The organism is Haloferax sp. SDI50 (genome assembly GCF_059802635.1).
This window is the reverse complement of record NZ_JBPULL010000001.1, coordinates 1,432,023-1,458,527: the sequence shown is the minus strand read 5'-3', so window position 1 is coordinate 1,458,527 and position 26,505 is coordinate 1,432,023. Positions and strand designations below refer to the sequence as shown.

Here is a 26,505-nt window from a genome sequence, read left to right as displayed (position 1 = left end):
ACACGATACATTCCTATCTATCGTTACCATTAAGGGAGGCATTTTCGTTTCTCTCAATGGGGCAGCGTACCATGGTACAAGTCATTTGGTTGGTCGTCACGGTGCTTGCGTTGTTTACCGTCGGGTATCTCGGTTACTCCCGATATCTCGCGCAGTTCGTCGAACTCGACGACAGTCGTGAGACGCCAGCGCACAAGTACGAAGACGGTCAAGAATACGTTCCGGCGAAAAAGCCGGTGTTACTGGGGCATCACTATTCGAGCATCGCGGGCGGCGCGCCGATTGTCGGGCCGATTACGGCGGGCGTGGTGTGGGGCTGGGTCCCCGCGCTCGCGTGGATTGCGCTCGGGAACCCGCTTCTCGGGAGCGTCCACGACTTCGTGTCGCTGTCGAGCAGCCTGCGACACGACGGGAAGTCCATCGGCTACATCATCGGCGAGTACGTCGGCGAGCGCGGCAAGAACATGCTGTTGTGGTTCGCGTTTCTCACCATCGTCCTCGTCGTCGCGGTGTTCGCCCTCGTGGTGGCCATCGTGTTCAACGCCTATCCCGAGGCGGCCACGGCGAGCCTGGTGTATATCGTCCTCGCGGTGCTGTTCGGCGTCTACCTCTATCAGCTGAATCTCCCGTTCCTGCTCGGGACGGGTGTGTTCGTCGCGGCGATGTTCGTCGGCGTCTACGCGGGGATTCAGTACCCGATTGCGCTGTTCGAACCCGCGGCCCGCGCACCCGCCGAGACGTTTGTCCTGTTCTCCGGCTCCGGCTCGTGGCTCCCGGGCGCGAGTTCGTTCAACGGGAACACCGCGGCGTGGGTCCCGATTATCCTCGTCTACGGGGCGGTCGCCAGCGCCCTCCCGGTGTGGGTGCTGCTGCAACCGCGCGACTACCTCTCGTCGTTCCTGCTGTACGCGGGCGTCGGCGGCGCGCTCGTCGCCATCGTCGCGGGCACGTTCTTCACGACCCCGACGCAACCGCTCGTGACGAACCTCGAACCGTACTACGGCTTCATCGGTCGCTCCGGCGCGCCGCTGTTCCCGCTTCTGTTCATCACCATCGCCTGCGGGACCATCAGCGGGTTCCACTCGCTCGTCTCGTCGGGCACGACCTCGAAGCAGTTGAACAAGGAGTCCGACGCGCGCGTCATCGGCTACGGCGGCATGCTCGGTGAGGGCCTCCTCGCCACCGTTGCGCTGGCGACGGTCGCCATCATCGCGCCCGACGTGGGCGGCGGTATCGGCCTCGCACTGCCGACGTTCGCCGCGGGCGGCGGCGTCATCCTGTCCAGCTTCGGCATTCCGACTGACTTCGGCGGGCCGTTCATGGCGCTCGTGCTGGTCAGTTTCCTCCTCACGTCGACCGACACCGCGGTTCGCCTCGGTCGCTACATGATGGAGGAAATCGTCGGGACGCCCGAGACGCCGGTCGAGGAGTTCGCGACCAACCGCTACGGCAACGCGTTCGTGCAGTCGCTGCCGGCGTACATCCTCATCACGAGCGGCTCGTGGCTGACGCTCTGGCAGCTGTTCGGGGGCGCGAACCAGCTGCTCGCCGCGCTGGCGCTCCTGACCGCGACCGTCTGGCTCGCCAACTGGGACGACTCCAAGCAGCTTCTCAGCACGGGCCTGCCGATGGCCCTCATGACGTCCATTACGTCGCTGGGCCTGCTGTGGCTCGCGTTCCACGACAACATCTACGCGAAGTTCATGAACCCCGAGTGGATGGCCTCGGCGGGCACCTTCGCGATGGTGTCGGCGGTCGTCCAAATCGTCCTCGCGCTGGTGCTCGTCTATCTGGCGCTGTCGCTGGCGAAAATCGGCTACGACAACATCAAAGACGCCCGGAGTTCGGGCGGCGGTGGCGGTCACGGCGGTCGGTCGCAGCCGAGCGACGACTGACGCGCGGTCGTTCGCCGTTCGGCCTCTGACCACCGACCCTTCGACTCCGTTTTTCTTACCGACGCAACTTCCTGAGGACCCGCCCTAACAGCCCGTCTGAGACCGCCGGCGACCCGTCGCTCCAGAGGGTGAACGCGGCGACCGAGTCGGCGTTCCGGCTCGCCACGGCGTCCTCGTCTGCCGGCGCGATGACGGCGAGGTTCATCTCGTAGTGACCGTAGTAGCCGAACTTCAGGAGCGTCCGGTCCGCGAACTCGGACACGAACGTCCGGACTTCCTCCGGCACCGCGTCGGCGACGAGGACGAAGGTGAAGTCCGTCCCGTAGTGTTCCTCGTCGGGGTCTATCCACTCGTCGGCGAGCGCGTGGCCCAGTTCGACGAGCCGTTCGAGTTCGGCAACCGTCACCGACTCGACCCGCCGCGCGAACATGTACTCCATCGCGTGGTGGTTGGCGTAGTTGATAGACCGGTGGAGGAACTGCTTTTGGCTCTCCATCCGCATCGAGCCGAACAGGTCGAACCGCTCGCCGCAGACGGCGTACTCCCGCTCCAAGTCGTAGTTGTACATGAGTCGCTCGGCCACCCGGTCGAGGTATTCGTCGTCCCACTCGGGGCGGTCGAGGGCGGGAGCCGAGGCCGACTCGGTCGACGCGTCCGCCCCGCCCGGCTCGTCCTGCGTTCCGGCTCCCTCGGCGTCCTCGGGTTCGACGCTCCTCATTCCTCGTCGGAGTCGTAGGGCACGGCGTCGCCCGACACGGCCGGCGAGCCGAGCGCGAGCAGTTCGACCGGCTCCGCGGCGTCCTCGGGGTTGTACGCCCGGTGGGGGCTCTCGGGGTCGGCGACGAACAGCCCGTCGGTGCCGACTTCGAACGTCTCGTCCGGCGTCTCGACGAACAGCGTGCCCGAGAGGACGTAGAACGCCTCCTCCTGTTCTGTGTGGTAGTGGTACGAAAGCGGCACTTGCTCGCCGGGGGCGGCCCGGAAGCGGTTGAGCGCGACGGTCTCTAAGCCCCCCTCACCGCCGATGCGGCGGAGTTCGCACGGGCGGTCGTCGGCGGGCTCGACGGCGGTTGCGTCCACGACGCGATATCCCATGAGACGGAGCAACACGTTCGACCGTATAAGCCCGTCGCGACCCGCCCGGAAACCAAGGTTTATTCGTGAAGGTTTCGAAGCGCGGCGCATGGGAGGTTCGACCCGCGAGGGGTGCGGTCGGTGTTCGATGACGACCGTCGTGGACGCAACCGCCGACGAGTCTCGCGACCCGCTCGGCGACGACCGAATCGAACTCGACGCGTCGGCGCTTCGGGCCGCGTCGCCGGCGGCGTGGCTCGGCCAACTGTCGGCTCGCCTCGACGCGGCCGCCGAGCGCTTCGTCTACGGCGACCGCTAGACGTTCTCACCCGTGTGCGAACCTGTCCCCTCGTAGAGTTTATACCGTCTGGCACGTACTCCCGTCAACGACAATGGAAGAGAGCATCTCCGGGTTCAAACGCCGTGGCACCTGGGACGAGGTCGTCGAACACGGGGAGCGAATCACCCGCGCGCTCCGCGACGCCGACGTCGACAGCACCGCCTTCGACGACTGGGACGAGTGGCGACCGAAGTCCCACGAGCGACTCGGTGAGGACGTAAACGAGAAGACGGCCCAGCAGGCCAGCGTCGGCGAGGGCGAAGGCGAGAAGGCTGGCAAGACGCCCAACGACGACCTCAAGACGGCGGGCGAGAAGCTCTCTCGGTCCTACGAGCGGGTCGAGGAGGGCGACAACGAGGGAGCCGTCGAGTCGTGGCAGGACTCCATCAACTACGTCGCTCGCGCGGCCGACTCCGCCGGGCGGAAGGCGCTGCGGAAGGTCGAGGACACGGTCTACCGCAACGTGATGACCCAGTTGGCACCGTACTACTTCGACAACGAACTCGTGAGCGCGAACATCCAGCGGGTCGGCCGCGGCTCCGGCGACGAGCGGTTCGTCTTCGAGGTGAACGTCAACGACGACGAACTGAAGTCGATGGTGTCGGAGACGCTGCGCGACTTCGAGGACGAAATCGACCGCTGGCACATCGACACGCCGAAAGAGACCGAGGTCGCGGAGGCCGTCGAGGGCGTGGAGGTGCCGACGACCGACGAGGAACACCGATCTAACTGGACGACGAACTGAGCCGGGTCCGGGTTCGGCTCGACTCGCTCGACTCGCCGCCCGCCGCCCGCCGTCGGCACGCGCTTCCGTCGGCACTCGCCGCCATCGACAATACTGATACCGCTCGCCCGCGACCCTCCGGTATGCCCGAGCCGCTCCGAGTCGAGTCCGGCGAACTGACCGCAGACGAAATCCTCGACGCGCTCCGCGAGGGTCGCCGCGTCGTCGTCCAAGCGGAACTGCTCGGCGGCGTCCACGAGGTGACGCTCCGCCACGACGGGACGGTCTTTTACTGCGACACGCCGACGACACTCCACAAACACGAGGACGAAGACGGGATGCGCGCCTGCGTGCTGAAGATGGGCTACGCGAAAGAGTAGCGTCGGTGCGGTTCCCGGCCGCGGCGGCCGCTCGCTCGCCTGTAAGTGAGGGTTTAATCCGACGCACGGCGAACAGGTGTGCATGGCCGACGCACCGGATATGGGCGAACTGATGGAGACCGAGGACCCGAACTTCGGACAGGTCCTCGCGTGCGTCTTCGGCATCCAGAGCCACGAGAGCCGGACGTATCTCGCACTGCTCGACAACCCCGGAAGCACCGTCGCGGAGTTGGCGGAGGTACTCGACCGCGACCGCAGCAACGTCAACCGCTCGTTGACGACGCTCCTCGACAAGGGCCTCACCGAGCGCAAGCGCCGCCTGCTCGACCCCGGCGGCTACGTCTACCAGTACACGGCGACCCCGCTCCCCGAGGCCAAGGAGATGATGCACGCCGCGCTCGACGAGTGGGCGGAGGACGTTCACGCCCGCATCGACGCCTTCGGCGAGTCGTAGGCTCGCGGCCGACCGCGTCCCCGGCGAGTCCGTCGCCCGGCAGGTGCCGCCCAAACCCGCCCGCTTTTGTCCCTCTGGTGCCACCGCCCGAGCAATGAGCCTCGAACTCACGGCACCCGCCCCCGAGGAGCCATCCGTCGCCGCCGACGGCACCTGGCTCGAATGTATCGCGTGCGGCGCGCAGTTCGCGCCGTTCGAGGACGTTCGGTACACCTGCGACGACTGCGACGGCCTCCTCGAAGTGCGCTACGCGTCCCCGCCGACGTGGGACGACTTCGAGGGCCGCGGCGTCTGGCGCTACAACGCCGCGCTCCCCTTCGAAGCGGGCGTCTCGCTCCCCGAGGGCGCGACGCCGCTCCACGAGGTACCCCGCCTCGAAGCCGACGTGGGCGTCGAGACCCTCCGCGTCAAACACGAGGGGATGAACCCCACCGGCTCGTTCAAGGACCGCGGCATGACCGTCGGCGTCCGCGTGGCGAAGGAACTCGGCGTCGGCCGCCTCGCCTGCGCCTCGACCGGCAACACCTCGGCCGCGCTCGCCGCCTACGGCGCGCGCGGCGGGATGGAGACGCTCGTGCTCCTCCCCGCCGGGAAGGTCGCCGCCGGGAAAATCGCGCAGGCGTCGCTCCACGACGCGCGCATCCTCGAAGTCGACGGCAACTTCGACTCCTGTCTCGACATCGTCCAGGACCTCGCCGCCCGCGGCGAGGCGTACCTCCTCAACTCGCTGAACCCCTTCCGGCTTGAGGGTCAGAAGACCATCGGCCTCGAAATCCTCGAGGAGTTCCACGAGGACTACGGCAGCTACCCGGACCGCATCGTCCTCCCCGTCGGCAACGCGGGCAACACCGCCGCGCTCTACAAGGCGTTCCGCGAACTCGTCCAGTCGGGCGCGCTCGACGCCGACGACGTGCCGAAACTGACCGGCGTGCAGGCCGAGGGCGCGGCCCCGATGGTCGAGGCCGTCGAGAACGGCTGGGACGAGACCCGCCGCTGGGAGGACGTCGAGACGCGCGCGACCGCCATCCGCATCGGCAACCCGGTCAACGCGCCGAAGGCGCTCCCCGGCATCCGCGAGACCGACGGCACGGCCGTCGCCGTCTCCGACGAGGAAATCACCGCGGCGCAGCGCGACCTCGCGGCCGAGGGCGTCGGCGTCGAACCCGCCTCCGCCGCCTCCGTCGCCGGCCTCCGAAAGCTCCGCGCCGAGGGCGTCGTCGACGCGGACGAACAGGTCGTCTGTCTCACCACGGGCCACCTGTTGAAGGACCCCGACGCGGCGTTCGAAGCGGGCGACGACCCCGAACCCGTCCCGAACGACACCGAAGCGGTCCTCGAACACCTCGCCGAGTAGGCGCGCCGCCGACCCGGTACCGACCGTCGCTGACCGTCGCTGACGGCCGCGCACGACGGCGCTCGCCGCGGTCCGACCGCCGGCGATGACGCGCGTCGGGTGCGCGTCTGACACATTCTTTTCATTCTGTGGTACGTCGTGGCACACGATGTCGCTCAGCAGTATGCCGACCGGGACCGTCAGCCGGGACGGGGCCGGTTCGAGAACGTACCCGCCGGACGGAATCGACAACGGGCCGTCCGAAACCGCGTCTTCGGCCTCCGCAGCCCCCGCGTCTTCGGCCACGTCCACCAACGCATCCACGGCCTCGTCAGCGCCCTCGTCCTCACCCGCATCCCCACCCGCGTCCGCGACTCCGTCAGCACGGGCGTCCACGGCCTCGCAGTCGCGCGGCCGTCAGCAGTCGCGCGGTCGCCGCCCGTCGCCCCCCGCCGACGCGCGGGGCCGAGACGCCCTCCAGCGCGAGAACGAGGCGCTTCGGCGCGCGAACGCCCGGCTCAACGCTCGACTCGACAGCGCCGACGCCGACCGGCAGAAGATAATCGACCGCTACGAACGGTTGCTGGCCGAGCGTCGGGATGGGAGCCGAAAACAGACCCGCGGCCACTCAGGTCGGCGGAACGAGCGGTCCCGTCGCTCGGGAGTCGAATCGAACGCGGCCGACGCGGTGCGGTCCGCCGTCGGGCGCGTTGTCGAGGGCGTCGCGTCGGCGCTCGGCCGACGGTAGCTCGTCTCGTTTTTCAGAAGATTCGGGTCGGCCGCTTCAGAGCGTGATGAGGTCCACGTCGATGATGCGGTCGTCGGCGAGGAGCTTCTCGCGGACGCTTTCGGGAACGTCGTCGTCGAGGTTGTAGACGGTCAGCGCCTCGCCGCCGGCCTTCGCGCGGCGGGCGTTGAACATCCCGGCGATGTTCACGTCGTTCTCGCCGAGGACGGTCCCGATGAAGCCGATGACCCCCGGCTTGTCGTAGTTGCGGGCGACGAGCATCTGGCCGTACGGGATGGCGTCCAGACGGTAGCCGTTGATGCGGACGATGCGCGGGTCCTCGCCGGTGAAAAGCGTCCCAGAGACGGTCATCTCCTCGTCGCCGTTGCGGACGGTGACGGTCACGAGGCTCTGGAAGTCGTCCGACTGGCGGGACTTCGACTCGACGACCTCGATGCCGCGCTCCTCTGCGACCTGCGGGGCGTTGACGGCGTTGACCTGCCATTCGAGCGGCGCGAAGACGCCCTTCAGCGCGGAGGCCGTGACGAGTTCGATATCCTCGGCGGCGATGTCGCCGGTGTAGGTGACCTCGACTTCGTTGAGGCGCCCGCCCAGCAGTTGGGCGGCGATTTTGCCGGCGGTCTCGGCGAGGCCGATGTACGGCTGGATGCGCGGGAAGGCGCTCTCGTCGACCGAGGGCGCGTTGAGCGCGTTGATAACGGGTTCGTCGCGGAACGCGGCGACCACTTGGTCGGCCGTCGAGACGGCGACGTTCTCCTGTGCGGCCGAGGTGGACGCGCCGAGGTGCGGCGTGACGACCACGTCGTCGACGGACAGAAGCGGGTTGTCGGGCGAGACGGGTTCGTCGGCGAACACGTCGACCGCGGCCCCGTCGATGACGCCGGCGTCGACGGCCTCGGCGAGGGCGGCCTCGTCGACCACGCCGCCGCGGGCGCAGTTGATGAGGTAGCCGCTGCCCATCGTTTCGAGTTCGTCGGTGGAGATGAGCCCCTCCGTCTCCGGGGTCAGCGGCGTGTGGACGGTGAGGAAGTCGGCGCGAGAGAGACAGGCGTCGAACTCGACGAGCTCGGCACCGAGTTGGTCGGCGCGCTCCTCCCCGATGTAGGGGTCGAAGGCGACGATGTCCATCCCGAGCGACGAGAACTTCTTTGCGACCTCCTGGCCGACGCGGCCGAGGCCGACGACGCCGAGGGTCTTGCCGTTGACCTCGTTGCCGAGGTAGTCGGACTTGGCCCACTCGCCGTCTTTCAGGCGGGCGTGGGCCTGCGGAATCGAGCGCGCGGCGGCGAAACCCATCGCGACCGTGTGCTCGGCGGCGGCGCGGACGTTGCCTTCGGGCGCGTTGGCGACGATGACGCCGTGTTGGGTCGCGGCGTCGATGTCGATGTTGTCGACGCCGATGCCGGCGCGTCCGACGATGACGAGGTCGGGTGCCGCCTCGAACACCTCGGCGGTCACCTGCGTTCCGGAGCGGACGATGAGCCCGTTCGCGTCGGAGACGGCTTCGAGCAGCGCGTCACCTTCGACGTCGTACGCGGTCTCTACCTCGTAACCGGCCTCGCGTAACCGGTCCAGACCCGCGTCGGCGATCGGGTCCGTGACGAGTACCTTCATGCGCGTAGGGTCTGACCCGTGCGGGTTAAGGGTTGTCACAACGGCCGATATCGTGACATTGAGACTGTCTCGCATGGGTTGGCGTCCCAACACGTTCGCCCACTAGTATTATCTGCGCGAGTCCGATAGATTCAGTAGATGGTCTTCCGTCCCGAGAACGCTTCGCCGGCGACGCAACCGCCCGAGGTGTCGCTTCCGGACTCCGGGTCCGTACTCATCGCCGGCCCGACGATGACGCGGAAGCGGCGGCTCATGCTCTCGATGCTCGCGCCCGGCGAGCGTACCGACGCGGGGACGGTCGTCGTGACGACGAAAAAGCCCGCCCCGAGCATCGCCCAGGAGCTGTCGTACATCAGCGGGTCGCCCCCGGAGCAGTTCGAGGTCATCGACACGACGAGCGTCGCCGACCTCCTCGATGACCGCGCCGACGCGGAGAACCTCCGGTACGTCTCCAGCCCCGGCGACCTGACCGGCATCGGCATCCACCTGACCGAGTCGCTCCGGGAGCACTACGAGGCGAGCCGGTCGGCCCGCGTCGGTCTGCACGTTCTTTCGACGCTCGTGATGTACACCGACCTCAAACGGCTGTTCCAGTTCCTCCACGTCATCACGGGCCGCATCTCCGCGGCCGGGTTCACGGGCGTCTTCACGCTCGACACCGGCTTCGTCGACGAGCGCGAACTCGCGCTCCTCAAACAGCCGTTCGACGGCTTCGTCGAGACGCGCGACACCGACGGCGACCCCGAGTTCCGGGTCCGCGGCCTTGACGACGGCCCGCGGTCGTGGACGCCGCTTCGAATCTGAGCGGGTTCCGGAGGCGGCCGGCGAGTCTTCTCACGACAGGTGCGTCACCGCGAGGTCGACCAGCGGCGAGTTCGCCCGGTCGAACGTCGCGATGGCCCCCGACCACTCGTCGTGCGGGTAGATGGCGACGACGACTTCGTCGAACCACCTGATGACAGCGTTCAACTCACCGTAGTCGTCGAGTTCGGGTTCGCTGACGGGCTCGCCGAGCGCCTTCATAACGAGTGTCTTCACGCGCTCGGTGCGCGCGTCCGGTTCGAGCGCCTCGTCGATATCGTCGCGGAGGTAGAGCAGTTCGAACGCCTCGCCGTCGTACTGGCCGACCGCGCGCACCTCGGCCTCGTCGAGGTCGTGCAGGCTTCGGACGAACTGTCGGAGCGGACTGTCTCCTTCCTCGCCGAAGTCCCCGGCAAGGTCGGCTTCGACGTCGCTGAGCGTCTCGTGTTCGGCGTCGTGCAGGTCGTCCATACTGTTGTCAGGGAGACGATGGATAAATAGCTGTGCGCGGTCACCCCGGTTTCCCGGCGGTCGGCTCGCCAGCGTCCCTCCCGCGCCGCATAACTGCCGACGCGGAAGCTTTGAAACCCCGCGGCGACGACGGGCAGATATGCGCATCATCGCCTTCGACTTCGACGGCACGCTCTCGGACTCCGAGATGACGGTCCTCCTCGGCAAGAAGAACGGCACGGCCGACGAGATGGCCGACATCACCGAACGAGCCATGAACGACGAGCTGAGCTACGCGGAGAGCCTCCGGTCGCGCGCCCGCCTCCTCGAAGGTCTCGAAGAGGAACTCGCAGAGGAGGCCTACGGCGAGGTGGAACTCCGACCCGGCGCGGCCGACCTCATCCGGCGCCTCCGCGACTACGGCCACCACGTCGCCATCTTCACCGGCGGCTTCGAACGCGGCGTCGAGCGCGCGCTCGAAAAGGAGGGCGTCGAGGTCGACGACATCGTCTCGAACCGCCTGCCCGTGAAGGGCGGCCGACTCACCGGCGGCGTGGAAGGGTCGCTCATCGAGGGCACGAAGGACACGGCGCTGGAGACTCACGCCGCCGAACTCGACGTGCCCATGGACCGAACGGTCGCGGTCGGCGACGGCGCGAACGACCTTCCGATGCTCGAAGTCGCCGGCCTCTCGGTCGGCTTCGTCCCCAAGGACGCGGTCCGCCCGGCCTGCGACGCCGTCGTCGCCTCCATGGACCGACTCGGAAAGCTCTTCGAGAGCCACGGGATTCTCGACGCCGACGAGTAGACTGCTTGGGGTCTGCTAACACTTATCATATTCCGTCCCGTAACACCGACCATGGCAATCAGCGACGTCAACACGCCCGAACTCTGGGTGGCGGGCTTCGCCTTCGTGGTTCTCGCGCTCGCCGCCCTGTTCGAGGGCGTCGTCCTCCTCGATTTCCGCACACTCGGCGTCGACGAATCGATTCCCGCGGCCGCGGCGGTCGTGGGGACGATGCTGGCGCTGTGGTGGTTCGACGACGGGTGAGCGCGCCCGGCGAGTGCGACGGTGAGCGCCCGCGGCCTTGACCCGACACCGGCCCCGGCCCCGACCCCGAATTCGAATCTGACCCGAACCGACGCTGAACCGCTCTTTCTGCGACCGCGCGGACCTCGGAGCGACGCGACCGAACGGGGACAACGATTAAGTCGGTGTGTAAAGTATGCTTTACTGTAAAGCGAACTTTCCACCCGGTCTTCGACCCGGCGCTTTACACAGAACTATGACACAGGTCCAACGCTCACCGACGCCTCGGCTCTCCAGACGACGGCGGTACCGACGCCTGCTGTTCGGTTCCATCGGAGCGGGCGTCCTCGCCTCCCTCGTCCTCCGATTCCTCGACTACCCCGTCCTCGGGGAAGCCGTCTACTGGCTCGGCATCGTCGCCGCGCTCGCCGTCTGGCGCGGCACCGACGTCGCGCTGTTCGACGAGCGCGACCGCTCGCTCGAACGGCGGGCGAGTCAGCTCACCATGACCGTCGCCGCGGTAATCCTCGTCCTCGGTGCGTCCGCCGCCCGGCTCGGCGCGACGCTCGGGCTGTTCGAGGTTTCGCCGTTCGTCTCGGGCGCGCTGTACGGCTTCGTCGGACTGTTCGGTCTCTTCGCCCTGTGCTACCTCTGGGTCCGCGCTCGGACATGAAAAACGGGGTCCGAACGCGCCGCGAGGCCGCCGACCTCAGTCAGGGCGAACTCGCAGAAGCGGTCGGCGTCACCCGACAGACCATCAACGCCATCGAGCGCGAGCGGTACGACCCCTCGCTCGAACTGGCGTTCAAGCTGGCGGCGTACTTCGACTGCCGCGTCGAGGACCTCTTCGACCCGGAACTCGACGGCGACCTGACCGCCTAAAAAATCAGCTCGCCGTTTTTCGGACGCTTCCTCACCGATTCAGCGTGTGAATCGCCTGTCCGAGCGCGTTCTCGGCGGCCTCCATGACCGCTTCCGCGAGCGTCGGGTGGGTGTGGATGGTCGAGGCCACGTCTTCGAGCGTCGCGCCCATCTCGATGGCGAACGCGAGTTCGGCGATGAGTTCGGAGGCCTCAGGGCCGACGATTTGCGCCCCGAGGACGAAGCCGGACTCCTCGTCGGCGACGACGCGGACGAAGCCGTCGGCGTGGTTCGTCGTCAGCGCGCGGCCGGACGCCCGGAAGGGCATCTGGCCGACGACGGGCGAAAAGCCGGCCTCCTCGGCGTCGGCTTCCGTCATGCCGACCGTACCGATTTCGGGGTCGGTGAAGACGGCGGCGGGGACGGCCTGACTGTCGAAGGCGACCGGTTCGCCGGCGACGTGCTCGGCGGCGACGATGCCCTCCTTCGAGGCGACGTGCGCGAGCATCGGCGTGTCCTCGACCACGTCGCCGACGGCGTAGATGTGCTCCACGTCGGTGCGGCGGCGGTCGTCGACCGAGAGGAAGCCGCGGTCGTCGGCTTCGAGGCCGGCGTTCTCGATGTCCATCGTGTCGGTGACGGGCGAGCGCCCGACGGCGACGAGCACCTTGTCGGCGCGGTACTCGTTTTCCTCGCCGTCTTCGGTCTCGGTCGTCACCATGATGCCGTCGTCCTCCTCGCGCCAACCGCTCGCGCCCTCGCCGAAGTGCATGTCGATGCCGAGCTCTTCGGCGCGCTTGCGGACGACGCGGGCCACGTCGGACTCGTAGCCCGGCAGGATGTCGTCGAGCATCTCGACGACGGTCACGTCCGCGCCGAGTTTCGCGAACGTCGTGGACAGCTCCATCCCGATGTAGCCGCCGCCGACGACGACCAGTCGCTCCGGGACGGTGTCGGCTTCGAGGGCGTCGCGCGACGACCACACCGGCTCGTCCCCGAAGTCGAAGCCGGGAATCTGGATGACGCGCGAGCCGGTGGCGATGATACAGTGTTCGAACTCGACGGTCTCCGAGCCCTGCCCCTCGCCGCCGTGGGCGATGCGGACGGCGTTCTCGTCTTTGAACCGGGCGGTGCCCTCGACGAGATTGACGCCGTTGGCCTTACAGAGCTTCTCGACGCCGCCGGTGAGCTGGTCGACGACGCCGCTTTTCCAGTCGCGAAGTTGCGACATGTCCACGACGGGGTCGGCGTGGATGCCCATCTCCTCGGCGTTGCCCGCCTCGTGGGCGAGATTCGCGCCCGTGATGAGCGCCTTCGAGGGGATACAGCCGTAGTTGAGGCAGGTGCCCCCGTAGGCGTCCTTCTCGACCAGCGTCGTGTCGATGCCGTTCTGTGCGGCGCGGATGGCGGCGACGTAGCCGCCGGGTCCCGCGCCGATGACGAGCAGTTCGGTTCCGGTTGCGATGTCTCCGACGACCATTATTCTAACACCAGCAGTTTGGGGTCTTCGAGCAGTTCCTTCACGCGGTTCGTGAACCGAGCGCCCTGCGCGCCGTCGACGACGCGGTGGTCGAACGACAGCGAGAGGGTGAGGACGTTTCGCGGCACGACCTCACCGTCGACGACCCGGGGCTTTTCTTTGATGGCTCCGAGCGCGAGAATCGCCACCTCGGGGTAGTTGATAATCGGCGTGGCGTACTCGCCGCCGATGCCGCCGACGTTGGTGATGGTGAAGGTGCCGCCGCGCATCTCCTCGGGCGCAATCTTGCGGTTGCGGGCCTTCTCGACCTTCTCGTTCATCTCGTCGGCGAGTTCGAGCATCCCCTTGCGGTCCGCGTCGTGGACGACGGGGACGAGCAGACCGGCGTCGGTCGCGGCCGCGACGCCGATGTTGTACTCGTCGCGCAGGACGATTTCCTCGTTTTCCTCGTCGAGCTGCGAGTTGAGGTACGGGAAGTCCTTCAGCGCCGCGATGACGGCCTTCATCACGAACGGCATGTAGGTCAGCCGCGAGCCGCGCTCCTCTGCGACGGGCTTGAGCTGTTCGCGCAGTTCGACGAGCTCCGTCACGTCCACCTCGTCGTGGTGGGTGACGTGCGGAGCGGTGTACTTCGACCGCTGCATCTGATCGCCGATGGCCTTGCGGACGCCCTTGTAGGGGACGCGCTCGCCGGCACCGGGGCCGGACTCGGGCGGTGCGGATTCACTCGTCGCTTCGCCCGTCGCCTCGGCGGTCGCGGTCCCGGCGTCGGCCTCGGCGGCCACCGCCTCGGCGTCCGCGGCCTGCGCCTCGCGCTGTGCTTGGGCGTACTCCTGGACGGCCTCGGGCGAGACGAACGCCTCGCCGTCGCGCATCTCCGTCGCGGGGACGGCGTCGATGTCGACGCCCTCCTCCTTGGCCAGCGCGCGGGTCGCGGGCGCGGCGAGCGTCTGTTTTCGGTCGGCGCTCTCGGCTGGCGCGGACGCGGATGCGGAGGTGGACGCAGACGTTCCCTCGTCGCGCTTCGCGGTCGCGGACTTCCCGTTGGTCTGGACGGTCCGCGGGCCGCTGGATTCGTCCTCGTCGGCGTCGTCGTCCGCGGCGGCGCGAACGTCGCCTTCGGTCACGCGGCCGCTCGGGCCGCTGCCGTCGACGGCGTCGAGGTCGACGCCGAGTTCGCGGGCGAGGCGGCGGACGCTCGGCGGGGCGAACACGCGCCCGCCGGAACTGGACTCGTCGTCGCTAGCGCCGTCGGCGTCGTCGGCGTCGTCGCTCTCGGCCGACTCAGACCCGGCCGCGTCGGCGGCCTCTGCGGCCTCCTCGTCGTCACCATCCTCCTGAATGGTGATGATGACGTCGCCGACGGGGACGACATCGCCCTCCTCGGCGAGGAGTTCCTCCACCGTCCCGTTGAACGGCGAGGGCACATCGACGAGCGCCTTGTCGGTCTCGACCTCCGCGAGCACCTGGTCTTCGGTTACCTCGTCGCCCGGCGCGACGTGCCACGTTACGAGTTCGCCTTCCGCGACGCCTTCACCGACGTCGGGGAGTTTGAATTCCTTGAGCGCCATCGTTCAGAAGTTCACCGCCTCACGAATACCTTCTTCGACGCGGGCGACCGACGGGAGGTAGTAATCCTCCAGCGCGTACAGCGGGTACGGCACGTCGTAGCCCGCGACGCGCTTGACCGGCGCTTCCTGGTAGAGCAGCGCCTCCTCCTGAATCGTCGCCGTGATTTCGGCCCCGAGACCGCCGTTCTTCGGGGCCTCGTGGACGACCACCGCGCGGCCGGTCTTCTTGAACGACTCCACGATGGTCTCGCGGTCGAGCGGCGAGATGGTGCGGATGTCCACGACTTCGGCGTCGATGCCCTCTTCTTCGAGGTTCTCGACGGCTTCGAGCGTCGGGCGCGTCATCGCGCCGAAGGTGAACACGGACACGTCCGTGCCCTCGCGGCGGACGGCGGCCTCACCGATGGGGACCGTGTAGTCGTCTTCCGGGACCTCGCCGCGGAACGCCCGGTAGATGAGCTTCGGCTCCATGAAGATGACCGGGTCGGGGTCGCGGATGGCGGAGATGAGAAGCCCCTTCGTGTCGTACGGCGTCGAGGGGATGACGACCTTCAGGCCGGCCTCGTGCGCGTAGAACATCTCTTTGGACTCCGAGTGCGACTCGGGAGCGCGGATGCCGCCGCCGTAGGGCGCACGAAGCACCATGGGGAGCGTGTAGCGGCCGCGGGTGCGGTTGCGGAACCGCCCCATGTGGCTCACGATTTGGTCGAAGCCGGGGTACATGAAGCCGGAGAACTGAATCTCGGGGACCGGCTTCAGCCCCATCGCGGCCATGCCGATGGCCGTGCCGACGATGCCCGATTCGGCCAACGGCGTGTCGATGACGCGGTCGTCACCGAACTCGTCCCAGAGGCCCTCCGTGGCCCGGAAGACGCCGCCGTTCTTGCCGACGTCTTCGCCCATGACGAGCACCTCGTCGTCGAGGTTCATCTCGGTGTAGAGACCGTCCCGTACCGCCTGCACGATGGTGAGGTTCTGACTGCTCATTCTCGGAGGAATCCTTCGTCGCCGAACTTCTCGCGGAGCGCCTCGAACTCCTCGTACTGCGCTTGAATCTCCGGGGTTCGCTCGGCGTATGCGTGGTTGAACATCTCGCTCGGGTCCGGACGCGGGTCGGACTCGGCCGCCTCGATGGCGTCGGCGACCCGCCCTTTCACGTCTTCTTCGATGGCCTCGACGGCCTCGTCGTCGATGCGGCCCGTCTCGCGGAGGAACGCCTCCAGCCGCGGGATGGGGTCTTTCGCCTTCCACTTCTCGACTTCCTCGTCGTCGCGGTAGACCGTCGGGTCGTCGGCGGTCGTGTGCGCGCCGAAGCGGTACTGGACCGCCTCGATGAGCGTCGGACGGCCCTCGCCCTCGCCGGGGTTCTTCGCCTTGTCGAGCGCCGCCTTCGTCACGGAGTAGACCGCGAGCGGGTCCATCCCGTCGACCTGCACGCCGTCGATGCCGTAGGCGGTCGCCTTCTGCGCCAGCGTCTCGGACGCGGTCTGTCGCTCCCGCGGCACCGAGATGGCCCACTGGTTGTTGTTACAGAAGAAGACGTTCGGCGTGTCGAAGACGCCCGCGAAGTTCAGCCCCTCGTGGAAGTCGCCCTCGGAGGTCGCGCCGTCGCCGAAGTAGCAGATGACGGCCGTGTCGTCCTCGCCGCGGAGTTTCTTCGCCCACGCCGCGCCGGTCGCGTGCGGAATCTGCGAGGCGATCGGCACCGCCGGCGGAAAGATGTTCACGCCCTCGGGCATCTCGTTGCCCTTCTCGTGGCCCATCCAGTACAGAAGCGTCTGCTTCAGCGGGAGGCCCCGGAGCAGCGACGCGCCGTGTTCGCGATAGCTCGGGACCATCCAGTCCTGTTCGTCGAGCGCGATTGCGCTCCCGATCTGTGCGCCTTCCTGTCCCGACAGCGGCGGATACGTCCCCATCCGCCCCTGTCGCTGGAGACTCACCGCCCGCGTGTCGAAGTGTCGGGCGAGACGCATGTACCGGTACATCTCGACGAGCGTCTCGTCGTCGATGTCGGGAACCTCGCCGACGACGGTCCCGTCCTCGTCGAGCACTCGTACCTGGTCCTGCGGGTCGCGCTGAAGCACGCTCACGGGAGAACCCTCCTGTTCATGGCAAAATCGACACCCGCCGGCGTTATATTGTTTTCGTATATAATTTACTTTGACTCGGAATATTGCGTCTCCCGTCGTGCTATGTCAACTCACACGGGGTAAAATTGGACATTTTCGCTTCTAAACGATTCTTCCTGACGTTCATTCGTGTGAACCCACACATCACCGAGAAATAATCGGAAATATCGGCAGCGTTGCAGGACTGTTTCGGGGCAGGAACGGGGTCGGACCCGGTCGGTCGAGTCGCGCGGCGTGGGGTGGAGTAGAGAGACCGCTTACTGTCCGGCGGCCGCGCGGGCGGCCTGCCGCGCCTCCTCGACGCTCGACCCCTCGCGGAGCAGCGCGTCCACGAACAGTTCGCCGGCCTTGTACGACGACCGGACCATCGGCCCGGACGCGCAGTAGAGGAACCCGAGTTCGTCCTCCGCGACGCGACGCCACGTCTCGAAGGCGTCGGGGTGGACGTACTCGAACACGTCGAGGTGGCTCCGGGAGGGCTGGAGGTACTGGCCGAAGGTGACGATGTCAACGTCGGCCTCGCGGAGGTCCGAGAGCGTCTGGTAGACCTCGTGGGCGTGTTCGCCGAGGCCGAGCATGATGGAGGTCTTCGTGTGGATGTCAGACTCGTCTGTCACCTGCTGGAGCACCGAAAGCGACTGCTCGTAGCCGGCGCGGCGGTCCCGAATCGGCCACTGGAGGCGCTCGACGGTCTCGATGTTGTGGGCGATGACGTCGGGTCCGGCGTCGATTATCTCCCGGACGTGGTCGGGTTCGCCCTGGAAGTCGGGAATCAGCACCTCGACGAGCACCTCGGGGTCGCGGCGCTTGATTTCGCGGATGGTCTCCGCGAAGTGGGCCGCGCCCTGGTCCGGCAGGTCGTCGCGGTCCACGGAGGTCAACACGACGTAGTCGAGGCCGATTTCGGTCACCGCGTCGGCGACGTTCGCCGGTTCGTCGGGGTCCAGCGGCTCCATCCCGCCGGTCGTCACGTCGCAGAAGTTACACCCGCGCGAGCATCGGTCGCCCATGAGCATGAACGTGGCCGTGCCGGGGCCGTCGCGGCCGCTCCAACACTCCCCGAGGTTCGGGCAGTTCGCCTCCTCGCAGACGGTGTTGAGGTTCCGGTCCCGGAGCGTCGATTTGATATCGGTGAAGCGCCGGCCCGATGGCGGTCGCATCTTCAACCAGTCTGGCTTCCGCCGCGTGCGCATAGGCAGTTCTTGCGAGGCGACGGGCAAAAACGTGAGGATTGGTCCGCCGTCTGTCGGGTTGCCGGCGCAATCGCTCGCCGGAGGCGACCGAACCCGCGTCCTCGTGGCTTCGCCCAGTACCCGTGCGCCCCGTGCTATCACGCCTTGTTCAGAATCGTTCAAACACGCAGTTATATCACGAAATTCGAAACGTTCGGTTCGGATACATCACGACTTTCCATCAAACAGCATGTACGACCGTGCTAGATATATCACATAACTGAAAAACTTATATTCGAGTAAAGACTTCTATCGAGTATGAACTGGAAACACCGCCGCGACATGACGAAGGCCGAATCGAAGAAGCACGAGGCCACCGCGGGGACGAACTGGTCGTTCATCGCCGCGCTCGCCGGCGCCGCGTAAGCGGGCCGGCGCTTCGGTCTCCGACTCCGCCTCCCCAACCCCCCCACCCACCACCACACTCCGCCGCGTTCCGCCGGAACGCCCCACCACCCACCAACCTCGGCCCTCCGTTTTCCGCTCGTTCAATACCCGCGAGCCGCCGCGCCGGATGGAGAAACGCCTTTCCCCACGGACGACTCGGCTTCGTGTATGACGCTCGTCTTCGTCTCGTCCCCGACGCCAGCGCGCACCCGGAGGTGCGCCCAGTGAAAGTCGCCGAGGCGGTCCCCGAGTTCGCAGACGCCTTCGGGTTCGAGGAGTTCAACCGGATGCAGCGCGAGGCGCTGCCCGCCATCCTCGACACCGACCACAACGTCGTCGCCTCCGCGCCCACCGCCAGCGGGAAGACGGCGCTCGCCGAACTCGCAATCTGCCGCACGCTCCGCGACGAGGGGACGGCGCTTTTCATCGCGCCGCTCCGCGCGCTCACCACCGAAAAGGAAACGGAGTGGGAGCGCTTCGAGGACCTCGGTTACTCCGTCTACGTCGTCACCGGCGAGCGCGACCTGAATCCCCGCCGGGCCGCCCGCGCCGACATCCTCGTGATGACGCCCGAGAAGACCGACTCCGCGACCCGGAAACACGACTCCGCGCGCTACGCCTTCATCGAAGACGTCGACTGCGTCGTCATCGACGAGGTCCACCTGCTGGATTCCGAGACTCGCGGCGGCGTCCTCGAAGTCACCGTCTCGCGGATGCGCCGCATCTGCGACCCCCGAATCGTCGCGCTGTCCGCGACCATGCCCAACATCGACGACGTGGCGGCGTGGCTCGACGCGCCGGACGAGACGACCTTCGAGTTCGGTGACGACTACCGCCCGGTCGACCTCCACGCGGGCGTCAAGACCTACACTCACGGCGAGAACTCCTTCGCCGACAAGTACCGCCGACTCTACCGGGCGTTCGACCTCGCGGAGCCGCACATCCGCGACGGCGGCCAGTCGCTCGTCTTCGTCTCCTCGCGGCAGGACGCCGTCCGCGCGGCCGCCAAGGCCCGCGACGAACTCGCCAAGCGCGACGTGCCCATCGGCGCGCGCGGCGACTACGACTTCCACAACGAGGCGAAGGAACTGAGCAACGATTCGCTCGCCAAGGGCGTCTTGGACGGCGTCGGCTTCCACCACGCCGGCCTCTCGCGGGACGACCGCGAGGCCGTCGAGGAGTGGTTCAAGGAGGGCAAGATTCAGCTCCTGTTTTCGACCTCCACGCTCGCGTGGGGCGTGAACCTCCCCGCGCGCTGCGTCGTCATTCGCGACACGAAACACCACGACCCCCTCGAAGGCGAGGTGGACATCTCGCCGCTCGACATCCTCCAGATGCTCGGGCGCGCGGGTCGCCCCGGCTACGACGACGTTGGCTACGGCTGGGTCGTCTGCGACCGCTCGGACCAGAACAAGTACCGCCGCCTGCTCCGCGAGGGCAAGGAAATCGAGTCGCGCCTCGCGGAAGACCTCGACTCGCACCTCAACGCCGAAATCGCGATGGGGACCATCCGCGACCTCGACGACGTCATGTCGTGGTTGGAGACGACGTTCTACTACCGGCGGGCGCAGTCGAACCCGGCGGCCTACGATTTCGAAGACCTCCGCGAGCGCGTCCGCGACGTGCTCGACCGCCTCGTCTCCCGCGGCTTCGTCGAGATGGACGACGACCTCTCCATCGACGCGACCCCGCTCGGGCGACTCACCTCGAAGTACTATCTCCGACTCGGGACCGCCTCGCGCTTCGCGGACCTCGCGGAACGAGACCGCATCACCGCCGACGACATCCTCGAAACCGTCGCGGGCGCGGCCGACTTCCGGCAGGTGTCGGCGCGCCAGTCCGAGGTGGACGCCGTCGATTCGGTGCTGACGGGCGTCTCGACCACGCTCGAAGACGGCCCGAAGAAGGTGCTCGCCATCCTCCACGCCAGCATGGCGAACTCGACGCCGAGCGAACTCCGGAGCGACGCGTGGGTCATCAAGCAGAACGCGCTCCGACTCCTCTCCGCGCTCCGGGAGTTCCTCGACACGTTCGCGGACGCCCGCGCCGCCAACCTCGCGAAGCGCGTCGAGGCCCGCGTCGACAACGGCGTCAGCAGCGACGCCGCGGCGCTCACGGCCGTGGACGGCATCGGTCCGGGTCGCGCGCGAAAGCTCGCCACCGGCGGCCTCTCGACCCCGGCCGACGTGGTCGACGCCGGCGTGAAGGAACTCACCCGCGCGGGGCTCTCGCAGGGCGTCGCCGAGCGCGTCATCGAGAGCGCGAAGGACCTCCCCGCGCCCGACATCGACTGGGGCGAGTTCCCCGAGTCGGTCGCCCGCGGCGAGAGCGACATGCACGACATCCGGGTGCGGAACGACGGCGGCGGCGGCGGCTCGGTCGGTATCCGCGTCACCGTCAACGACGTGGAGATGTCGGCCAAGACGTGCTACCTCTCGGACGAGGTGACCGTCCCCGTCGGCGTCTTCGGCGCGACGGACGACGAACTGGAGTTCGTCGTTGAGGTCACGTTCCCCGACCTGCCGCTGCTCCCGATTCGGGAGTCGCGGACGGTTCGGGTCGAATAGAAAACCGCGGCGGCAGCCGCTTTTCGGTCGTTTTTGGTCGCGTTTCGCCTACTCTTCGCCCAACAGCGCCGCCCGCAACTCCGCCGGTCCAGTCACGATTTCGTCCGCCCGCGAGAGGTCGAGGTCGGCGTTCTGCCCGCCGCGATAGGCGATGGTGTACGCGCCGGACCGCACGGCGGCCTCGATGCCGTTTATCGAGTCTTCGATGACGACGCACTCCTCGGGGTCGACGCCGAACTCGGCGGCGGCGTGCTCGTAGATGTGGGGTTCGGGCTTACCGGGGTCGTCGATGTCGTCGGCCGAGACCACGAGGTCGAGCGGGTCGAGGCCGAACCGCTCGCGGACGGTCGAAATCCAGTCCCGCGGGGCCGACGAGACGATGGCTACCTGCTTGCCCGCCGCGCGGAGGTCCGAAAACAGTTCTTCCGCGCCGTCCATCAGGACGACGTGCTCGCCGTAGACGCTCTCTGAGTTCTCGTGGTACGCCGCGATGAACTCGTCTTTCGTGACGGTCGTCCCGTACTCCGCGTCGAGGTAGTCGTATATCTCGCGGAAGTTCATTCCCGTGATTTCCTCGTGGTCGGGGTCGCCGGACTCGATGGCGTCGACGAACACCCACTCGTCCTCGAAAGCGTGCCAGTACTGCTCGGAATCGACCAACACTCCGTCCATGTCGAACAGCACGACGTTCGCGTCCATGATTCGCCCTCGGCCGCGCCCGACCAAAGAGCTTCGTGCCGCGGCATGCCCGGTGAACCCTCGCACGTAGGTTCAAATCGGAACCGGCGACCACCCCGCCGCATGGATTCGATACGCGTCTTCGCCGGCGACTGCACCGTCAGCTTCGAAGGCTCCCGCGACCGCACCCAGCGGGGCCGGGTCGTCGTCGTGGCCAAGCCCGACAGAACCGTCCTCGTCCACGACGCCGGGGGCTACCAGCCCGTCGCGTGGCTGACCCGCGCCGACTCGCTGACCGTCGAGTCCGGACCGGGGTCGTTCGGCCTCGTGGCCCGCGCGGGCGACCAGACCCTCACCGTCGACTCGAACGACGTGACCGGCCGCGCCGAGTACCCCGCGAGCGACGCGGGCGTCCCGGTCGGCTCGCATCCCGACACCGGCGACCCGCTCGTCAGGACCAACGGTTCCGTCGTCGCCCTCGACTCGGGAACCGAGTACCGCCTGCCGGCGGGTGCGACCGTCCTCGACGAGACGTGCGACGACTGCGGGCTGCCTTTGATGCGCGTCGAGCGCGGCGCGCCGTTCGAGGTGTGCATCGACCGCCGGTGCGACCCGCTGGACGACCGCGTGAAAGCCCGGTTCGACGGCGAGTGGTCGTGTCCGGACTGCGGGTCGCCCCTCCGAATCATCCGGCGGAGCGGTCGCCTGCTCGCCGGCTGTGACGCCTATCCCGACTGCGAGACGGCCTTCTCGCTCCCCGCAGGCGTCGTCGGAGACGACTGCGACTGCGGCCTGCCGATATTCGAGACGGGTCGCGGCCGGCGGTGTCTCGACTCGACCTGCGAGGGCCGATGAATCGAGACGAGGGGCGACGGGCGTGGCCCCGTCGCTGGCGTCACGGCCGGCCGCGAGGGGTACGTCCGGGGTCGGGGCCGCGACCGCGACGAACCGGTGGCGGCGACGGCGGCCGCTCCGACACCCCCGCGGGCCGCGCCGCCGGCATCGCAGCCCCTTTGTCGTCGCCGCGCCCCGATTCGGGTATGCAAGGACGCCTCGAAGACGGCGTCGTCCACCTCCCGGGCGACGCTCGACAGCGGTTCCACGACTCCCGCGGCTACGGGAGACCCACCGGCGGCGACGACTTGGAGGTCGCGCCCGTCGAGGCCGCCCACCTGCTCTCGCGGGACGACATCGACGGCGTGGACGGGATGGGCCTGCGCGAACTCCTCGCGCGCACCGGGACCACCCTCGATTTCGTCGTCTACAAAGACCTCCGCGACCGCGGGTTCTACCTCTCGCCCGCCCGCGAGGGGTGGCCCGGCGTCGCGGACGCCGCGGGCGCGGACTTCCTCGTCTACCCCCGCGGGAAAGGACCGTGGGATGGCGAGGTCGAACACCGCGTCCGCGTCGTCGGCGAGCGCGAGTCCATCCCCGTCTCGTCGCTCGGAGACGTGGTGCTCGCCATCGTGGACGAGGACGGCGACCTGACCTACTTCGACACCGAAGGCTACGCCCCCGAGGGGACGGCCGCGGAGGACCTCCCCGGCGACCTCGACGCGGAACTCCTCTCGGACCGCGCGCTCGTCTGGGACGGCGTCGACCGCCTCTACCAGCGCGGCTTCTTCGGCCAGCGCCTGTACGGCAGAAACGCCGACAGCGGCCCGCTCCAGTTGTCGCTCCTCGAAGCCGCGTACCTCGCCCGCGCCGACGCGCTCGCCATCGACGAGAGCGACGTGGTCTCCCGCGGCCGCGACGTAGAGGGCGACCGATTCGACCGCCGGCTCGCGGTCTACGCCGCGCTCCGGGGGGCCAAGACGGTCCCCAAGAGCGGCTTCAAGTTCGGTTCGGACTTCCGCGTCTACACGGAGTTCGAGTCGGTCGACGACCTCTCGCACTCCGAGTTCCTCGTGCGCGTGGTCGCACCCGACCACACGTTCGTCCCGCGGGACCTCTCGCTCGACGTGCGCCTCGCCGGCGGTGTCCGCAAGCGAATGGTTTTTGCGCTGACCGACGACAACGGAGAGATAGACTGGCTTTCGGTCAGTCGGCTCACGCCATGACAGACGACGAACCCGCGGAGCGCATCCGCACCGATGGAGGCACAGCAGAGGGAGCAGATGACGTCGCCCTCGACCCGTGGGGCTCGTCGACCGTCTCCGACTACCGGAAGCTGTTCGAGGAGTTCGGCATCGAGGAGTTCGACGAGGTGCTCGACGAGGTGCCGAACCCGCACTACCTGATGCGCCGCGGGGTCATCTTCGGCCACCGCGACTACCGGCCGGTGCTCGACGCCATGCGCAACGGCGACGACTTCGCCGTCCTCTCGGGGTTCATGCCGACGGGCGACCCCCACATCGGCCACAAGCTCGTCTTCGACGAGATAATCTGGCATCAACAGCAGGGCGGCGACGCCTACGGCCTCATCGCGGACATGGAGGCGCACTCCGCCCGCGGCATCCCGTGGGACGAAATCAACGAGCACAGCCGCGACTACCTGCTGTCGCTCATCGCGCTCGGGTTCGACCCCGAGGCGGGCGAACTCTACCGACAGTCGGACAACGACCGCCTCCAGCGGCTCGCGTTCGAACTCGGCGGGAAGGCCAACTTCTCGGAGTTCCAGTCCATCTACGGCTTCGACGGCGAGACCAACGTCTCGCACATGCAGTCGGTCGTCACGCAGATGGCCGACATCCTCTACCCGCAGTTGGACGACCCCAAGCCGACGGTCATCCCGGTCGGGCCCGACCAGGACCCCCACGTCCGGTTCGCCCGCGACCTCGCCACCCGGATGCGATTCTTCAAGGTGACGGAGGCGTTCGCGAGCTTCGAACTCGACGACGCCGAGCGCCCGCTCGTCGCGGCCGCCCACGACGCCCGCGAGGAGTACGCCGAGGACGCCGACACGCCGCGGTGCGGTGAGGCGGCCGACTGGCTCGACGACGCCGACCTCGACGCGGCGGGCGTGCTCGTCTCCGAGTCGGTCCGCGACTCTGCGGTCGAGAAGCTCGAAAACGCCGGGATGGAACCGCTCCGCCCGCGGATTCGCTTCTTCGCCCGACAGGCGACCGACGAGGCGTTCGAGGCGCTCATCGAGGATATCGAGGGCGAAAAGCGCCGGTACGACCAGCACATCGACGCGTTCGATATCGGCGTCGACGAGGCCGAAGAGCTCGCCCGCGAGGTCGAGGCCCACCACGGCGGCTACGGCTTCATCCCGCCGTCGTCCATCTACCACCGCTTCATGACCGGCCTCACCGGCGGCAAGATGTCGTCGTCGATTCCGGCGAGCCACATCTCGCTGCTCGACGCGCCCGAGGAGGGCTACGACAAGGTCAAATCCGCCACGACCGGCGGCCGCGACACGGCCGAACAGCAGCGGGAACTCGGCGGCGAGGCCGACAAATGTCCGGTGTACGAGCTGTACGCCTACCTGCTGACGGGCGACGACGACGAACTCGCAAAGGAGGTCTACGACGAGTGCGTCGGCGGCGAGCGCCTCTGCGGCGGCTGTAAGGAGCAGGCGGCGACGATGATGCGCGAGTTCCTCGAAGACCACCACGAAAAGCGCGAGGAGGCCGAGGAGGTCCTCGACTCGCTGGACATCGACTTAGAGACGGAGCGGCGAGGGGTTGCCGCCGAGCACTAGCGAGGCGGCAACACTACCGACCGCTCACAACCCCACTTCTTCTCCCACGCCGCGCGCGCTCGACTTCTCGTAGAGGTACTCGGCGGTCGCGGCGTCGAGCACCGCCGACCCGACGCTCTCGACCACCAGAATCTCGTCGTCGCTCTCGCGGCCGGCGTCGCCCTCGAAGACGGCCGAGAGCGGAAGCAGGTCAGATTCGTCGAGGTCGGCCCCGCGAACGTCACCGATGTCGGCCACTTCCTCGGGCACGTCGGCGAACACCCGCGCGGCTCGCTCGAACGTCTCGGCGTCGAGTTCGCGCGCCTCGGGCGTGAAGGCTCCGACGGCGACGACGAGCGTTCCGGGGTCGAGCCACGAGCCGTCGAAGACGGGCGTCTCGCTGGTCGTCGCGGTGACGACGACGTTCGCGTCGGAGACGGCCGCTTCGGGGGAATCGACGGCCTCGGCGGGGATGCCGTCTTCGCGGAGGGCGGCGGCGCACGCCTCGCGGGAGTCGCTCGGGGAGTAGACGCGGACCGATTCCACCGCGGAACCGACGGCGATAGCGCGGCTCTGCCAGCGAGCCTGCGCACCCGCGCCGAGGACGCCGAGTCGGACCGGGTCGGTCCCGAGGGACTCCGCGGCCAGCCCGCCGATACAGCCCGTCCGGGCGCTGGTAATCGTCGTCCCGTCGAGGAGCGCGAGCGGGAGACCGGTCGTCGCGTCGGTGAGGACGACCTGCGCGTTCACCGTCGGAAGGCCGTGAGCGCAGTTTTCCGGGTGGACAGCCGCGAGTTTCGTCGCGTACACCTCGCGGCCGTGGATGTACGCCGGCATGGTGAGGCCGGTGCCGAGCGGGCCGTCCTGCTCCGTCGGTTCCGAACCCGAGCGCGTTTCCGTTCCCGCGCCCGCGACGCCGTTTCCGTTCGTCCCGTCCCGGACTCTGTCGATGTCGATACCCACCGGAAAGTGCGGCCGTGGCGGGCGTTCGACCTCGCCGCGGCCCTGCTTGACGAACGCCTCCTCGACGACCGGGAACAGCTCCGCGAGCGAGAGTAACCCGCCGACGGCGTCGGCGGAGAGAATACGGACCATACCCGAACTACTCTCCGCGGTCGTGTGAAAACATTGC

General features: G+C 67.9%; 27 protein-coding genes. 16 read left to right on the top strand and 11 right to left on the bottom strand.

Features of this window, described 5'->3' with window-relative positions; all coding sequences use genetic code 11:
* Nucleotides 1-71 precede the first annotated feature (71 nt).
* The gene (locus ACSR87_RS07520) at nt 72-1,895 is read left to right on the top strand and encodes a carbon starvation CstA family protein (protein ID WP_498530048.1); all 1,824 of its coding nucleotides are present in this window, start codon (nt 72-74) and stop codon (nt 1,893-1,895) included.
* A 55-nt stretch (nt 1,896-1,950) separates the two neighbouring features.
* Here the strand turns inward: ACSR87_RS07520 and ACSR87_RS07515 are convergent, their stop codons facing one another.
* Nucleotides 1,951-2,613 carry a DUF8052 family protein gene (locus ACSR87_RS07515; RefSeq protein ID WP_498530047.1) on the bottom strand — a complete coding sequence of 221 codons (663 nt, stop codon included), beginning with the start codon at nt 2,611-2,613 and terminating at the stop codon, nt 1,951-1,953.
* The gene (locus ACSR87_RS07510; RefSeq protein WP_498530046.1) at nt 2,610-2,990 is read right to left on the bottom strand and encodes a cupin domain-containing protein; all 381 of its coding nucleotides are present in this window, start codon (nt 2,988-2,990) and stop codon (nt 2,610-2,612) included. The genes ACSR87_RS07515 and ACSR87_RS07510 overlap by 4 nt, the downstream gene beginning before the upstream one ends.
* 88 nt (nt 2,991-3,078) lie before the next feature.
* Between ACSR87_RS07510 and ACSR87_RS07505 the strand changes: the two genes are divergently transcribed.
* The 6 genes from ACSR87_RS07505 (at nt 3,079) to ACSR87_RS07480 (ending at nt 6,948) form a co-directional block, all read left to right on the top strand.
* Nucleotides 3,079-3,288, top strand: a complete 210-nt coding sequence (locus ACSR87_RS07505; protein WP_008579894.1) for a DUF8007 family protein — start codon at nt 3,079-3,081, stop codon at nt 3,286-3,288.
* A gap of 73 nt (nt 3,289-3,361) precedes the next feature.
* A complete protein-coding gene (locus tag ACSR87_RS07500; RefSeq protein WP_004065968.1) occupies nt 3,362-4,054 on the top strand; it encodes a DUF5828 family protein in 693 nt (230 codons plus the stop codon).
* A 122-nt stretch (nt 4,055-4,176) separates the two neighbouring features.
* Nucleotides 4,177-4,413: a DUF8001 family protein gene (locus ACSR87_RS07495; protein WP_004044839.1), complete on the top strand. Its 237-nt coding sequence runs from the start codon at nt 4,177-4,179 to the stop codon at nt 4,411-4,413.
* Nucleotides 4,414-4,495: 82 nt separating this feature from the next.
* Nucleotides 4,496-4,867, top strand: coding sequence for a helix-turn-helix domain-containing protein (locus tag ACSR87_RS07490; protein WP_004044838.1), 372 nt, complete (start codon nt 4,496-4,498; stop codon nt 4,865-4,867).
* A gap of 94 nt (nt 4,868-4,961) precedes the next feature.
* The gene (gene thrC / locus ACSR87_RS07485; protein ID WP_498530045.1) at nt 4,962-6,221 is read left to right on the top strand and encodes a threonine synthase; all 1,260 of its coding nucleotides are present in this window, start codon (nt 4,962-4,964) and stop codon (nt 6,219-6,221) included.
* Between the two features lie 148 nt (nt 6,222-6,369).
* On the top strand, nt 6,370-6,948 hold the full coding sequence (locus tag ACSR87_RS07480; RefSeq protein WP_498530044.1) for a hypothetical protein: 579 nt from the start codon (nt 6,370-6,372) through the stop codon (nt 6,946-6,948).
* Between the two features lie 36 nt (nt 6,949-6,984).
* Here ACSR87_RS07480 and serA read toward each other — a convergent pair whose 3' ends face one another.
* Nucleotides 6,985-8,562: a phosphoglycerate dehydrogenase gene (gene serA, locus ACSR87_RS07475; protein ID WP_006600886.1), complete on the bottom strand. Its 1,578-nt coding sequence runs from the start codon at nt 8,560-8,562 to the stop codon at nt 6,985-6,987.
* 138 nt (nt 8,563-8,700) lie between these two features.
* On the opposite strand from serA, the gene ACSR87_RS07470 reads away from it, so the two are divergent.
* A complete protein-coding gene (locus ACSR87_RS07470) occupies nt 8,701-9,366 on the top strand; it encodes a DUF7504 family protein (protein WP_498530043.1) in 666 nt (221 codons plus the stop codon).
* Nucleotides 9,367-9,396: 30 nt separating this feature from the next.
* Here ACSR87_RS07470 and ACSR87_RS07465 read toward each other — a convergent pair whose 3' ends face one another.
* Nucleotides 9,397-9,834, bottom strand: a complete 438-nt coding sequence (locus tag ACSR87_RS07465) for a DUF7522 family protein (RefSeq protein ID WP_008576422.1) — start codon at nt 9,832-9,834, stop codon at nt 9,397-9,399.
* Between the two features lie 139 nt (nt 9,835-9,973).
* Here ACSR87_RS07465 and serB point away from each other — a divergent pair, with 139 nt between their 5' ends.
* The 4 genes from serB to ACSR87_RS07445 all read left to right on the top strand — a co-directional run bounded on the left by serB (nt 9,974) and on the right by ACSR87_RS07445 (nt 11,725).
* A complete protein-coding gene (gene serB / locus ACSR87_RS07460; RefSeq protein WP_498530042.1) occupies nt 9,974-10,621 on the top strand; it encodes a phosphoserine phosphatase SerB in 648 nt (215 codons plus the stop codon).
* Between the two features lie 51 nt (nt 10,622-10,672).
* A complete protein-coding gene (locus ACSR87_RS07455) occupies nt 10,673-10,864 on the top strand; it encodes a hypothetical protein (protein ID WP_498530041.1) in 192 nt (63 codons plus the stop codon).
* Nucleotides 10,865-11,099: 235 nt separating this feature from the next.
* Nucleotides 11,100-11,516, top strand: coding sequence for a DUF2178 domain-containing protein (locus tag ACSR87_RS07450; RefSeq protein WP_498530040.1), 417 nt, complete (start codon nt 11,100-11,102; stop codon nt 11,514-11,516).
* The gene (locus tag ACSR87_RS07445) at nt 11,513-11,725 is read left to right on the top strand and encodes a helix-turn-helix transcriptional regulator (protein WP_498530039.1); all 213 of its coding nucleotides are present in this window, start codon (nt 11,513-11,515) and stop codon (nt 11,723-11,725) included. Before ACSR87_RS07450 ends, ACSR87_RS07445 begins: the two co-directional genes overlap by 4 nt.
* A 31-nt stretch (nt 11,726-11,756) precedes the next feature.
* Here the strand turns inward: ACSR87_RS07445 and lpdA are convergent, their stop codons facing one another.
* The 5 genes from lpdA to lipA all read right to left on the bottom strand — a co-directional run bounded on the left by lpdA (nt 11,757) and on the right by lipA (nt 18,077).
* Nucleotides 11,757-13,184, bottom strand: a complete 1,428-nt coding sequence (gene lpdA, locus ACSR87_RS07440) for a dihydrolipoyl dehydrogenase (RefSeq protein WP_498530038.1) — start codon at nt 13,182-13,184, stop codon at nt 11,757-11,759.
* Nucleotides 13,184-14,755 (bottom strand): dihydrolipoamide acetyltransferase family protein, encoded by a 1,572-nt coding sequence (locus tag ACSR87_RS07435; protein ID WP_498530037.1) that lies wholly within the window; start codon nt 14,753-14,755, stop codon nt 13,184-13,186. The genes lpdA and ACSR87_RS07435 overlap by 1 nt, the downstream gene beginning before the upstream one ends.
* 3 nt (nt 14,756-14,758) lie before the next feature.
* Complete coding sequence (locus tag ACSR87_RS07430) at nt 14,759-15,742, bottom strand: alpha-ketoacid dehydrogenase subunit beta (protein ID WP_405311622.1); 984 nt, start codon at nt 15,740-15,742, stop codon at nt 14,759-14,761.
* Nucleotides 15,739-16,845, bottom strand: coding sequence for a pyruvate dehydrogenase (acetyl-transferring) E1 component subunit alpha (pdhA, locus tag ACSR87_RS07425; protein ID WP_498530036.1), 1,107 nt, complete (start codon nt 16,843-16,845; stop codon nt 15,739-15,741). Before pdhA ends, ACSR87_RS07430 begins: the two co-directional genes overlap by 4 nt.
* 296 nt (nt 16,846-17,141) lie before the next feature.
* Complete coding sequence (lipA, locus tag ACSR87_RS07420) at nt 17,142-18,077, bottom strand: lipoyl synthase (RefSeq protein ID WP_498530035.1); 936 nt, start codon at nt 18,075-18,077, stop codon at nt 17,142-17,144.
* Between the two features lie 650 nt (nt 18,078-18,727).
* On the opposite strand from lipA, the gene ACSR87_RS07415 reads away from it, so the two are divergent.
* Nucleotides 18,728-21,070: a DEAD/DEAH box helicase gene (locus tag ACSR87_RS07415; protein WP_498530034.1), complete on the top strand. Its 2,343-nt coding sequence runs from the start codon at nt 18,728-18,730 to the stop codon at nt 21,068-21,070.
* A 48-nt stretch (nt 21,071-21,118) separates the two neighbouring features.
* On the opposite strand, the gene ACSR87_RS07410 is transcribed toward ACSR87_RS07415, so the two are convergent.
* Entirely contained in the window at nt 21,119-21,769 is a 651-nt protein-coding gene (locus tag ACSR87_RS07410; RefSeq protein WP_498530033.1) for an HAD family hydrolase, read from the bottom strand.
* 102 nt (nt 21,770-21,871) lie between these two features.
* Between ACSR87_RS07410 and ACSR87_RS07405 the strand changes: the two genes are divergently transcribed.
* From ACSR87_RS07405 to ACSR87_RS07395, 3 genes are all read left to right on the top strand, one after another.
* The gene (locus tag ACSR87_RS07405; protein WP_498530032.1) at nt 21,872-22,603 is read left to right on the top strand and encodes an Sjogren's syndrome/scleroderma autoantigen 1 family protein; all 732 of its coding nucleotides are present in this window, start codon (nt 21,872-21,874) and stop codon (nt 22,601-22,603) included.
* 185 nt (nt 22,604-22,788) lie between these two features.
* Nucleotides 22,789-23,808 carry a tRNA-intron lyase gene (endA, locus tag ACSR87_RS07400; RefSeq protein ID WP_498530031.1) on the top strand — a complete coding sequence of 340 codons (1,020 nt, stop codon included), beginning with the start codon at nt 22,789-22,791 and terminating at the stop codon, nt 23,806-23,808.
* Nucleotides 23,805-25,394, top strand: coding sequence for a tryptophan--tRNA ligase (locus ACSR87_RS07395; RefSeq protein WP_498530030.1), 1,590 nt, complete (start codon nt 23,805-23,807; stop codon nt 25,392-25,394). Before endA ends, ACSR87_RS07395 begins: the two co-directional genes overlap by 4 nt.
* 24 nt (nt 25,395-25,418) lie before the next feature.
* Here ACSR87_RS07395 and ACSR87_RS07390 read toward each other — a convergent pair whose 3' ends face one another.
* The gene (locus tag ACSR87_RS07390) at nt 25,419-26,468 is read right to left on the bottom strand and encodes an ornithine cyclodeaminase family protein (protein ID WP_498530029.1); all 1,050 of its coding nucleotides are present in this window, start codon (nt 26,466-26,468) and stop codon (nt 25,419-25,421) included.
* Between the last annotated feature and the right edge of the window lie 37 nt (nt 26,469-26,505).

Excerpts from the sequence above, each read along its gene's own strand:
- ACSR87_RS07520 (WP_498530048.1), top strand. The coding sequence starts at position 72 with ATGGTACAAGTCATTTGGTTGGTCGTCACGGTGCTTGCGTTGTTTACC.
- ACSR87_RS07515 (WP_498530047.1), bottom strand. The coding sequence starts at position 2,613 with ATGAGGAGCGTCGAACCCGAGGACGCCGAGGGAGCCGGAACGCAGGAC.
- ACSR87_RS07510 (WP_498530046.1), bottom strand. The coding sequence starts at position 2,990 with ATGGGATATCGCGTCGTGGACGCAACCGCCGTCGAGCCCGCCGACGAC.
- ACSR87_RS07505 (WP_008579894.1), top strand. The coding sequence starts at position 3,079 with ATGGGAGGTTCGACCCGCGAGGGGTGCGGTCGGTGTTCGATGACGACC.
- ACSR87_RS07500 (WP_004065968.1), top strand. The coding sequence starts at position 3,362 with ATGGAAGAGAGCATCTCCGGGTTCAAACGCCGTGGCACCTGGGACGAG.
- ACSR87_RS07495 (WP_004044839.1), top strand. The coding sequence starts at position 4,177 with ATGCCCGAGCCGCTCCGAGTCGAGTCCGGCGAACTGACCGCAGACGAA.
- ACSR87_RS07490 (WP_004044838.1), top strand. The coding sequence starts at position 4,496 with ATGGCCGACGCACCGGATATGGGCGAACTGATGGAGACCGAGGACCCG.
- thrC (WP_498530045.1), top strand. The coding sequence starts at position 4,962 with ATGAGCCTCGAACTCACGGCACCCGCCCCCGAGGAGCCATCCGTCGCC.
- ACSR87_RS07480 (WP_498530044.1), top strand. The coding sequence starts at position 6,370 with ATGTCGCTCAGCAGTATGCCGACCGGGACCGTCAGCCGGGACGGGGCC.
- serA (WP_006600886.1), bottom strand. The coding sequence starts at position 8,562 with ATGAAGGTACTCGTCACGGACCCGATCGCCGACGCGGGTCTGGACCGG.
- ACSR87_RS07470 (WP_498530043.1), top strand. The coding sequence starts at position 8,701 with ATGGTCTTCCGTCCCGAGAACGCTTCGCCGGCGACGCAACCGCCCGAG.
- ACSR87_RS07465 (WP_008576422.1), bottom strand. The coding sequence starts at position 9,834 with ATGGACGACCTGCACGACGCCGAACACGAGACGCTCAGCGACGTCGAA.
- serB (WP_498530042.1), top strand. The coding sequence starts at position 9,974 with ATGCGCATCATCGCCTTCGACTTCGACGGCACGCTCTCGGACTCCGAG.
- ACSR87_RS07455 (WP_498530041.1), top strand. The coding sequence starts at position 10,673 with ATGGCAATCAGCGACGTCAACACGCCCGAACTCTGGGTGGCGGGCTTC.
- ACSR87_RS07450 (WP_498530040.1), top strand. The coding sequence starts at position 11,100 with ATGACACAGGTCCAACGCTCACCGACGCCTCGGCTCTCCAGACGACGG.
- ACSR87_RS07445 (WP_498530039.1), top strand. The coding sequence starts at position 11,513 with ATGAAAAACGGGGTCCGAACGCGCCGCGAGGCCGCCGACCTCAGTCAG.
- lpdA (WP_498530038.1), bottom strand. The coding sequence starts at position 13,184 with ATGGTCGTCGGAGACATCGCAACCGGAACCGAACTGCTCGTCATCGGC.
- ACSR87_RS07435 (WP_498530037.1), bottom strand. The coding sequence starts at position 14,755 with ATGGCGCTCAAGGAATTCAAACTCCCCGACGTCGGTGAAGGCGTCGCG.
- ACSR87_RS07430 (WP_405311622.1), bottom strand. The coding sequence starts at position 15,742 with ATGAGCAGTCAGAACCTCACCATCGTGCAGGCGGTACGGGACGGTCTC.
- lipA (WP_498530035.1), bottom strand. The coding sequence starts at position 18,077 with ATGCGCACGCGGCGGAAGCCAGACTGGTTGAAGATGCGACCGCCATCG.
- ACSR87_RS07410 (WP_498530033.1), bottom strand. The coding sequence starts at position 21,769 with ATGGACGCGAACGTCGTGCTGTTCGACATGGACGGAGTGTTGGTCGAT.
- ACSR87_RS07405 (WP_498530032.1), top strand. The coding sequence starts at position 21,872 with ATGGATTCGATACGCGTCTTCGCCGGCGACTGCACCGTCAGCTTCGAA.
- endA (WP_498530031.1), top strand. The coding sequence starts at position 22,789 with ATGCAAGGACGCCTCGAAGACGGCGTCGTCCACCTCCCGGGCGACGCT.
- ACSR87_RS07395 (WP_498530030.1), top strand. The coding sequence starts at position 23,805 with ATGACAGACGACGAACCCGCGGAGCGCATCCGCACCGATGGAGGCACA.
- ACSR87_RS07390 (WP_498530029.1), bottom strand. The coding sequence starts at position 26,468 with ATGGTCCGTATTCTCTCCGCCGACGCCGTCGGCGGGTTACTCTCGCTC.